Source organism: Pseudomonas sp. CROZ-RG-20F-R04-15 (assembly GCF_022662375.1).
Lineage (GTDB): Bacteria > Pseudomonadota > Gammaproteobacteria > Pseudomonadales > Pseudomonadaceae > Aquipseudomonas.
This window is the reverse complement of the sequence record NZ_JAKNQL010000047.1, coordinates 1-8,738: the sequence shown is the minus strand read 5'-3', so window position 1 is coordinate 8,738 and position 8,738 is coordinate 1. Positions and strand designations below refer to the sequence as shown.

Genomic DNA, 8,738 nt, shown 5'->3' with positions numbered 1-8,738 from the left:
GCCGTGCCACGGCACCAGTTTGCGCTGCAGGGCGCGCAGGCCCATTTCCATGGCGAAGGCGATCAGGGCGATGACCAGAATGCCCAGCACCACCACATCGGTGACGAGGAACTGCGCAGCCGACTGCACCATAAAGCCCAAGCCGCTGGTGGCGGCGATCAGTTCCGCCGCGACCAAGGTCGACCAGCCCACGCCCAGACCAATGCGCACGCCAGTGAGAATGTCCGGCAGGGCGCTCGGCAAAATCACATGACGAATCAGCTGCAAACGCGTCGCGCCCAACGACTGCGCCGCACGCAATTTCGCTGGATCAACCATACGCACACCGGTGGCGGTAGCAATCGCAATCGGCGCAAAAATCGCCAGATAAATCAGCAGCACTTTTGACAACTCACCGATGCCGCACCAGATCACGATCAGCGGCAGATACGCCAGCGGTGGGATCGGGCGGTAGAACTCGATCAGCGGATCGAGCACGCCACGGGCGATGCGATTGGCCCCAATGGCAATGCCCACCGGCACGGCGGTCAGGATCGCAAAACCGAGGCCCAGACCGATGCGGCTCAGGCTGGCGCCCAAGTGCTGCCACAACGTCGAATCCATGTAACCGGTAGTCGCCAGCAACCAGCCTTTTTGCAGCACGGCGGACGGTGGCGGCAAGAAAAGCGGCTCGATCAATCCAGTGGCTGTTACGGCCCACCAGATTGCCAACAACGCGAACAGCGTCAGCAGGCTGATCCAGCGGGTGCTGAGGCTGCGGCGTACGGGAATCGCCACCGACGGTGTCGCGGGTTTTACCGCAGCCGAGGAAACGTCGTAACTGCTCATGCGCGCTCCTGCCGTTGTGCGGCGCTACGTTGCGAGAACACCTTGCTCAGCACGTGTTCGCGGGTTTCGATAAAACGCGGATCGGATTTGATCGCACGGGCGGACTCGCCAGCGGCGTAACGCTGACCGAAATCCAGCTGCAGGCGCTCAACGATCTGCCCCGGATTCGGCGCGAGCAGAATCAGGTCAGTGGCGAGAAACACTGCTTCTTCAATGTCATGGGTAATCAGGAAAACCGGCTTGGCGGTGCGCTGCCAGACTTGCAGCAACAGCTCCTGCATCTGCTCGCGGGTAAACGCGTCGAGGGCGCCGAAGGGTTCGTCCATCAGCAATACACGCGGGTCAGCGGCGAGGGCGCGGGCGAGGCCGACGCGCTGTTTCTGGCCACCAGAAAGCTGCCAGATCCGACGGCTTTCGAAACCGGAGAGATCAACCAGCGCAAGCATCTCGCGGGCAATCTTTTCGCGTTTGTCTTTGGCGACACCGGCCAGTTCCAGACCGAATGCGACATTGGCCAACACGTCCTGCCAAGGCAGCAAAGCGTCATCCTGGAACACCACGCCACGTTCGGCGCTCGGGCCTTTGACCGGCACGCCGTCGAGGGTGATGCGCCCGGCGCTCGGCTCAACGAAGCCGGCAATCAGGTTCAACAGCGAAGTCTTGCCACTGCCGGACGGGCCGAGGGCGACCAGCAATTGCTGAGGCCCCAGGGTCAGTGAAATATCCGCCAGCACCGGTGTCGGGCTGCCCGGGTACTGTGCGCTGATGCGCTCCAGCTGTAGCAAGGCCATCGCGGTTAACTCCCGATCAGTTGGTGATGTATTTGGCGCTGACGTACGGCGCGTAGTCCGGCAGAACGGCTTCGACCTTGCCCTGCTCCTTGAGGAACGCGGCGGTGTCGGTGATGGCTTTGGTGGTCGGCGCGCCGAGGCTGACGACCTGGTCAGCCGCCAGCGGGTAGACGTTACCTTGCAGCAGCAGCGGAATATCGCTGGCCTTGGCGCCGGAGAGTTTCACCAGCTTGTCGACGTTGGACTGATCGGCGAGCCAGGCTTTCGGGTCTTTGCGGTAATCGGCGTAGGCGTCGAGGGTGACCTTGGCGAACGCGGTGACGATTTCCGGGTGCTTCTCGGCGAAGTCTTTGCGCACGATCCACGCATCGAAAGTCGGCGCGCCGAACTTGGCCAGTTCGCCGGAGGTGATCAGCACTTTGCCGTTTTCCTTGGCCACGCCCAGCGCCGGATCCCAAACGTAGGTGGCGTCGATGTCACCGCGTTTCCACGCCGCGATGATCGCTGGCGGGGCGAGGTTGAGCACGGTGACTTTCGATGGATCGATGTTCCAGTGCTTCAGCGCGGCGAGCAGGCTGTAGTGACCGGTCGACACGAATGGCACAGCGATTTTCTTGCCGACCAGATCTTGTGGGGTCTTGATCCCGGAACCGTCGCGCGCGACCAATGCTTCGGCAGCGCCGATCTGCGTCGCGATGAGGAACGTTTCGACCGGGACTTTGCGCATGATCGCTGCGGTCAGCGGGCTCGAGCCGAGATAGCCGATCTGCACGTCACCGGAAGCGATGGCGGCGATGATGTCGGCGCCGTTGTCGAACTTGCGCCAGGCGATATCGGCTTTGGTGGCTTTTTCGTAAGCGCCGTCAGCCTGGGCGACTTTCGCCGGGTCAACGGTGGTTTGGTAGGCGACGGTGAGGTCGGCGGCCTGAGCCAGAAAACTCGCGGCAGCCAGGGAGGCTAAGGCGAGCAGGCGAAGCGGGAAATTCAGTCTCATTGAACAGCTCCATATCAGGCGACCGAGTGTCGGCGTGAAAGGAGACTAAATGATCTAAGAATCGGTAAATAAATAACTTTTTCGAATGAGCTTATGAGCGGAAAAATCTAAGGAGGGGCTCAGATCGTTCCTACGCTCTGCGTGGGAATGCAGCTGGTGACGCTCCGCGTCACCTGGACGCGGAGCGTCCCTTGAGGCGTTACCACGCGGAGCGTGGGTACGATCAAGCGGGGGAGTTTGTGGGCGGTGCGGATTTATTCGTTCGACGTTAGATCTTTGCCCCCTCACCCCAGCCCTCTCCCCCAGAGGGGCGAGGGGGGAAGGGGGCCGATCTCTGTGCTTTTCAAGGCCTGAGTTCGGCTCGGTATTTCACGTCAGCGTACTTCGCATCAACAACTCGGTCAGTCCCCTCTCCCTCTGGGAGAGGGCTAGGGTGAGGGGCTCTTCAAGCGACGTTTAGTTGCTGATCGCCAAAATACTCGCCTGATACGACCCGACAAACACGTCAAAATCCCCAACCTCGTTCTGCTCCAGCTCAGCCTGCGCAGCCAGCGACGAACGCGCCAACTCCTCAAACTTCGCCTGCTCATCCGCCGCCAACGGCTCGCTACGGAAAAACTCGGCATGCGCCTGACTCTGACGCAACGAGAACTGCGCAAAGCTCTCCTTATGCTCAGCCATCGCCGCCAGCACCTGCGCGGACGGTGTCAGGGACGGATCGCTGACCTTGGCCAGTTGCACATCCAGCGCCTTGCTGTGCGCATCGCCGCCATGGCTCTGATCCAGCAGCGCTGCCAGCGGGGCGATCTGCTCCAGCAATTCGGCCGCCCAGGTCTTCATCTCCACCGATTCACCGTCGCGCTGCAATTGCAGGCCCGGACGGCGACCTTCCTTGACCACGCTAAGGAAGTTCGACGTGGCGTTGCCGCACGAGGTGTTGGTCAGCAGCGGGCTGTCGTTCAGCGCGCAGTACAGCAGGAACGCGTCGAGGAAGCGCGACTCGGTGAGGTCGATGCCCATCGGCAGGAACGGGTTGATGTCCAGACAACGCACTTCAACGTACTGAATGCCACGCGCCACCAGCGCCTGAATCGGCCGCTCGCCGGTGTAGGTCACGCGTTTCGGACGGATGTTGGAGTAGTACTCGTTTTCGATCTGCAGGATGTTGGTGTTGAGCTGCACCCACTCGCCATCCTGGTGCGTGCCGACTTCAACGTACGGCGCGTACGGCGTCGCCACCGCTTTGCGCAGGCTGTCGGTGTAGCTCGCCAGATCGTTGTAGCACGGCGTCAGACCGGCCTGAGCGTTGCTCTGGTAACCGAGGTCGCTCATGCGCAGGCTGGTGGCGTACGGCAGATACAGAGTGTTCGGATCGAGTTGTTCCAGTTGATGCGAACGACCGCGCAGGAAACCGGCGTCCAGCGCTGGTGAGGCACCGAACAGGTACATCAGTAGCCAGCTGTAACGACGGAAATTACGGATCAGCGCAATGTAGGAAAACGACTGGTAATCGCGATCGGTGCCGACAAACCCTTCGGTCTCGCGCAGCAGCGGCCAGAGCTGTTCCGGCAGGGAGAAATTGTAGTGAATCCCGGCGATGCACTGCATGGTCTTGCCATAGCGCAGGGCCAGGCCCTTGCGATAGACGTACTTGAGCTGACCGATGTTGGAGGTACCGTAATAGGCGATCGGGATGTCTTCCTCGGCCGGCAACGGGCACGGCATCGATGGACTCCACAGGTACTCGTTGCCGAGTTTGCTGTAGGCAAAACGGTGAATCTTGTCCAGGCTCGCCAGCGTATCAGCCGGATCCGGCAGGGCGGGCGTGATGAATTCCAGCAGCGACTCGGAGTAGTCGGTGGTGATCTGTTCGTTGGTCAGCGCGGAACCCAAGGCTTCGGGGTGCGGCGTTTGCGCCAGGCGACCTTCGCTGGTCACGCGCAGGCATTCACGTTCGATACCGTGCAGGCACTGCTCGAGCAGAGAGAGGTTAGCGCGCTCGCCGAGCAGAGCCAGGCGGCGGTTGAGAAGTTCGCTCAATTTGGATTCCTTCACGCGTCAGTCGCCCCAATATGGGGGTGGGCAGGACGGTCTACAAGGGTGAAGTTGAAACTGGCGTTTTCGCCTGGTTTTGTAGCGGCAGGCCATTTGCCGGTCAGTCAGGAACTGCACAATCCCTGTGGGAGCGAGCCTGCTCGCGAAGGCGGTGTGTCAGCCAACATCTGCATTGCTGATACACCCTCTTCGCGAGCAGGCTCGCTCCCACAGGATTCGTTGCGCCGAAATTAACTCAAATTGATGGCGTCTAGCTACAGGACAGCGAACGTGCCTTGTGCTTTTGCGACCAGTTTGTCGCCCTGCATCACGTCGGCTTCGACCACCAGCGTGCGGCGGCCCGGGTGGATAACCCGTGCGGTGCACATGACCTCGCCATCGGAAACGGCGCGGATATAGTTGATCTTGCACTCGATGGTCGCGCTCTGCTGATCGAAGCCGTGGGTGCTGGAACAGGCCAGCCCCATGGCGATGTCGACCAGACTGAACAGCGCGCCACCGTGCAATTTGCCGCCGCGATTGCGCAGTTCCGGTTCCAGCACCAGGGCGACTTGCGCCACCCCGGTTTCCAGGCTGTGCAGGCGGCAGCCCAACAGCTTGAAAAACGCGCTCTCGACGAGCCCGGCCGGAATCTCCATCAGCGTTTCTTCAACTGCTTGGCGTTGGCGAACAGCGAGGCCATTGCGTTGTTCACTGGCGCAGCGGTCGCGGTTTCCTTGCGTGGTGCGTTGTTCGAAGGCTGGCGTTGCGCCGAGCCCGGACGCGAGCCACGGGCCCCGTCGATCTTCTCGCCCGGGGTGTCGCCCATGCGCATCGACAGGCCGACGCGTTTGCGCGGGATGTCGACTTCCATGACCTTCACTTTCACCACGTCGCCGGCCTTCACAGCTTCACGCGGATCCTTGATGAACTTCTCCGACAGCGCCGAAATGTGCACCAGACCGTCCTGATGCACGCCGATGTCGACGAATGCGCCGAACGCGGTCACGTTGGTGACGACGCCTTCGAGGATCATCCCCAGTTGCAGGTCTTTCAGATCTTCGACGCCTTCCTGGAACTCGGCGGTCTTGAACTCCGGACGCGGGTCGCGGCCCGGTTTTTCCAGTTCCTGAATGATGTCGGTGACGGTTGGCAGACCGAAGGTCTCGTCGGTGAATTTCTTCGGATCCAGACGCTTGAGGAAGCCTGCATCACCGATCAGCGAGCGGATGTCGCGATCGGTTTCAGCGGCGATGCGCTGTACCAGCGGATAGGCTTCCGGGTGCACTGCCGACGAATCCAGCGGGTTGTCGCCGTTCATCACGCGCAAGAAACCGGCTGCCTGTTCGAAGGTTTTTTCACCCAGACGTGCGACTTTTTTCAGTGCCGCACGGGTTTTGAACGCGCCGTGCTCGTCGCGGTGAGTGACGATGTTTTGCGCCAGCGTTGCGTTGAGGCCAGAGATTCGGGCCAGCAGCGCCACCGAAGCGGTGTTTACATCAACACCGACGGCGTTCACGCAGTCCTCGACCACAGCGTCCAGACCACGCGCCAGTTTCAGCTGCGAAACGTCGTGCTGGTACTGGCCGACACCGATGGATTTCGGATCGATTTTCACCAGTTCGGCGAGTGGATCCTGCAAGCGGCGGGCGATCGATACCGCGCCCCGGATCGATACGTCGAGGTCCGGGAATTCCTTGGCCGCCAGTTCCGATGCCGAGTACACCGATGCGCCGGCCTCGGAAACCATGACCTTGGTCATTTTCATCGCTGGATATTTTTTGATCAGTTCGATCGCCAGTTTGTCGGTCTCGCGGCTGGCGGTGCCATTGCCGATGGCGATCAGGTCAACCGAGTGCTTGGCGCACAGGGCCGCCAGAATGGCAATGGTCTGATCCCACTTGTTGTGCGGCACGTGCGGGTAAACCGTGGCGTGATCGAGCAATTTGCCGGTCGAGTCGACCACGGCAACCTTGCAGCCGGTACGCAGGCCCGGGTCGAGACCCAGGGTTGCGCGCGGTCCGGCCGGCGCGGCCAGCAACAAGTCGTGCAGGTTGTGTGCGAAAACGTTGATCGCCTCGGTTTCGGCGCCGTCACGCAGCTCGCCGAGCAGGTCGGTCTCCAGGTGCGTATAGAGCTTGACCTTCCACGTCCAGCGCACCACTTCGCCGAGCCATTTGTCGGCCGGGCGATTCTGGTTCTGGATGTTGAATTGCTGGCCGATCATGCCCTCGCACGGGTGCATGGTGCCCGGCAGTTCGTCGCCGACTTTCAGCGCGGAGCTGAGGATGCCTTCGTTGCGGCCACGGAAAATTGCCAGTGCGCGGTGCGATGGCATGCTTTTCAGCGGTTCGTCGTGTTCGAAGTAATCGCGGAACTTGGCGCCTTCCTCTTCCTTGCCAGCGATGACGCGGGCACTGAGGGTCGCTTCCTGTTTCAGGTAGTTACGCAGTTTTTCCAGCAGGCTGGCGTCTTCGGCGAAGCGTTCCATGAGGATGTATTTGGCGCCTTCGAGCGCAGCCTTCACGTCGGCCACGCCTTTTTCGGCGTCAACGAAGCGCGCAGCTTCGGTTTCCGGGGCCAGGTTCGGGTCGTTGAACAAACCATCCGCGAGGTCGCCGAGGCCGGCTTCCAGGGCGATCTGGCCCTTGGTGCGGCGCTTCTGCTTGTACGGCAGGTACAAGTCTTCGAGGCGGGTCTTGGTGTCGGCGAGTTTGATGTCGCGCTCGAGGGCAGGGGTGAGTTTGCCTTGCTCTTCGATGCTGGCGAGGATGCTGATGCGCCGTTCGTCGAGTTCTCGCAGGTAGCGCAGACGCTCTTCCAGATGACGCAACTGGGTGTCATCGAGGCTGCCGGTGACTTCTTTCCGGTAACGGGCGATGAAGGGAACGGTAGAGCCTTCATCGAGTAGCGCGACGGCCGCTTCGACCTGTTGTGGGCGTACACCGAGTTCCTCGGCAATGCGGCTGTTGATGCTGTCCATAAAACCACCTGACATATTGTGAAAGCAGGCTCTCAGGCGCGCAAATAAAGGCCCGGAGTCTGGTTGAGCGGCTAGAAAATTGCCGCTGCCTGGGTCAAAAGGCAGCCCGTTGACCCGTGAAATCGAACAATTACTGCGCACGACAGGAAAAAAAGCCTGCCACCTGCGGTAACGATTCAGACGTTGCCTGGCACAAAACGCCGCGCATTATAACCAGCGTTCTGTCATTCGGGGGTGTTGCAGTCTGTAGGCATAAACCCCGGTTTTCTGGCAGTGAAGGAAAAATCTGCTAACAATGCACACGGTGCGTATAACGGCAGCTACGCCATAATGCGCGCCGAGCTAAAAGGAGCATCCAATGAGCAGCACTGCACAAACTGCTGAAGGCGAAAAAATTCTCATCGTTGACGACGATCCGGGCCTTAGCAGCCTGCTGGAACGTTTTTTCGTCAGCAAGGGCTACCGTGCCCGTACCGTACCGAACACCGAGCAGATGGATCGTCTGCTGTCGCGTGAAGTTTTCAATCTGGTCGTTCTCGACCTGATGCTGCCCGGCGAAGACGGTCTGACCGCTTGCCGCCGCCTGCGTGGCGCCAACAACCAGATTCCGATCATCATGCTCACCGCCAAAGGCGACGAGCTGAGCCGTATCAAGGGTCTGGAACTGGGCGCTGACGACTATCTGGCCAAGCCGTTCAACCCGGACGAGCTGATGGCCCGGGTCAAAGCCGTCCTGCGTCGTCAGGCTGCACCCGTACCGGGCGCACCGGGCAGCGAAGACGAAAACGTCACTTTCGGTGATTACGTGTTGTCGCTGGCCACCCGCGAACTGAAGCGCGGCGACGAAGTGCACATGCTCACCACCGGTGAGTTTGCGGTACTCAAGGCCTTGGTGATGAACGCGCGTCAGCCGCTGACCCGCGACAAACTGATGAACCTGGCCCGTGGCCGCGAGTGGGATGCCCTCGAGCGTTCCATCGATGTGCAGATTTCCCGTCTGCGCCGCATGATCGAGCCTGATCCGTCGAAACCGCGCTATATCCAGACCGTCTGGGGCGTGGGCTACGTGTTCGTACCCGATGGTGCCGCCACCAAGTGATCGGTGATT

General features: G+C 60.8%; 7 protein-coding genes. 1 reads left to right on the top strand and 6 read right to left on the bottom strand.

Going from position 1 to position 8,738, the window contains the following annotated elements:
• The 6 genes from tauC to L8H52_RS29940 all read right to left on the bottom strand — a co-directional run.
• The coding region (gene tauC / locus L8H52_RS29965; RefSeq protein ID WP_242210117.1) for a taurine ABC transporter permease TauC at positions 1 to 828 on the bottom strand (828 nt) is incomplete at its 3' end.
• Positions 825 to 1,619, bottom strand: a complete 795-nt coding sequence (tauB, locus tag L8H52_RS29960; RefSeq protein WP_242210116.1) for a taurine ABC transporter ATP-binding subunit — start codon at positions 1,617 to 1,619, stop codon at positions 825 to 827. The genes tauC and tauB, both read right to left, overlap by 4 nt.
• 16 nt (positions 1,620 to 1,635) lie before the next feature.
• Positions 1,636 to 2,613, bottom strand: coding sequence for a taurine ABC transporter substrate-binding protein (tauA, locus tag L8H52_RS29955; RefSeq protein WP_242210115.1), 978 nt, complete (start codon positions 2,611 to 2,613; stop codon positions 1,636 to 1,638).
• A 456-nt stretch (positions 2,614 to 3,069) separates the two neighbouring features.
• Entirely contained in the window at positions 3,070 to 4,653 is a 1,584-nt protein-coding gene (gene gshA, locus L8H52_RS29950; protein WP_242210114.1) for a glutamate--cysteine ligase, read from the bottom strand.
• A 269-nt stretch (positions 4,654 to 4,922) separates the two neighbouring features.
• A complete protein-coding gene (locus tag L8H52_RS29945; RefSeq protein WP_053116527.1) occupies positions 4,923 to 5,306 on the bottom strand; it encodes a PaaI family thioesterase in 384 nt (127 codons plus the stop codon).
• The gene (locus tag L8H52_RS29940; RefSeq protein WP_105706172.1) at positions 5,306 to 7,630 is read right to left on the bottom strand and encodes a Tex family protein; all 2,325 of its coding nucleotides are present in this window, start codon (positions 7,628 to 7,630) and stop codon (positions 5,306 to 5,308) included. Before L8H52_RS29940 ends, L8H52_RS29945 begins: the two co-directional genes overlap by 1 nt.
• A 358-nt stretch (positions 7,631 to 7,988) precedes the next feature.
• On the opposite strand from L8H52_RS29940, the gene ompR reads away from it, so the two are divergent.
• The gene (gene ompR / locus L8H52_RS29935; protein WP_064388985.1) at positions 7,989 to 8,729 is read left to right on the top strand and encodes a two-component system response regulator OmpR; all 741 of its coding nucleotides are present in this window, start codon (positions 7,989 to 7,991) and stop codon (positions 8,727 to 8,729) included.
• Positions 8,730 to 8,738: the final 9 nt, after the last annotated feature.

Excerpts from the sequence above, each read along its gene's own strand:
- L8H52_RS29940 (WP_105706172.1), bottom strand. The coding sequence starts at position 7,630 with ATGGACAGCATCAACAGCCGCATTGCCGAGGAACTCGGTGTACGCCCA.
- ompR (WP_064388985.1), top strand. The coding sequence starts at position 7,989 with ATGAGCAGCACTGCACAAACTGCTGAAGGCGAAAAAATTCTCATCGTT.
- L8H52_RS29945 (WP_053116527.1), bottom strand. The coding sequence starts at position 5,306 with ATGGAGATTCCGGCCGGGCTCGTCGAGAGCGCGTTTTTCAAGCTGTTG.
- tauB (WP_242210116.1), bottom strand. The coding sequence starts at position 1,619 with ATGGCCTTGCTACAGCTGGAGCGCATCAGCGCACAGTACCCGGGCAGC.
- tauA (WP_242210115.1), bottom strand. The coding sequence starts at position 2,613 with ATGAGACTGAATTTCCCGCTTCGCCTGCTCGCCTTAGCCTCCCTGGCT.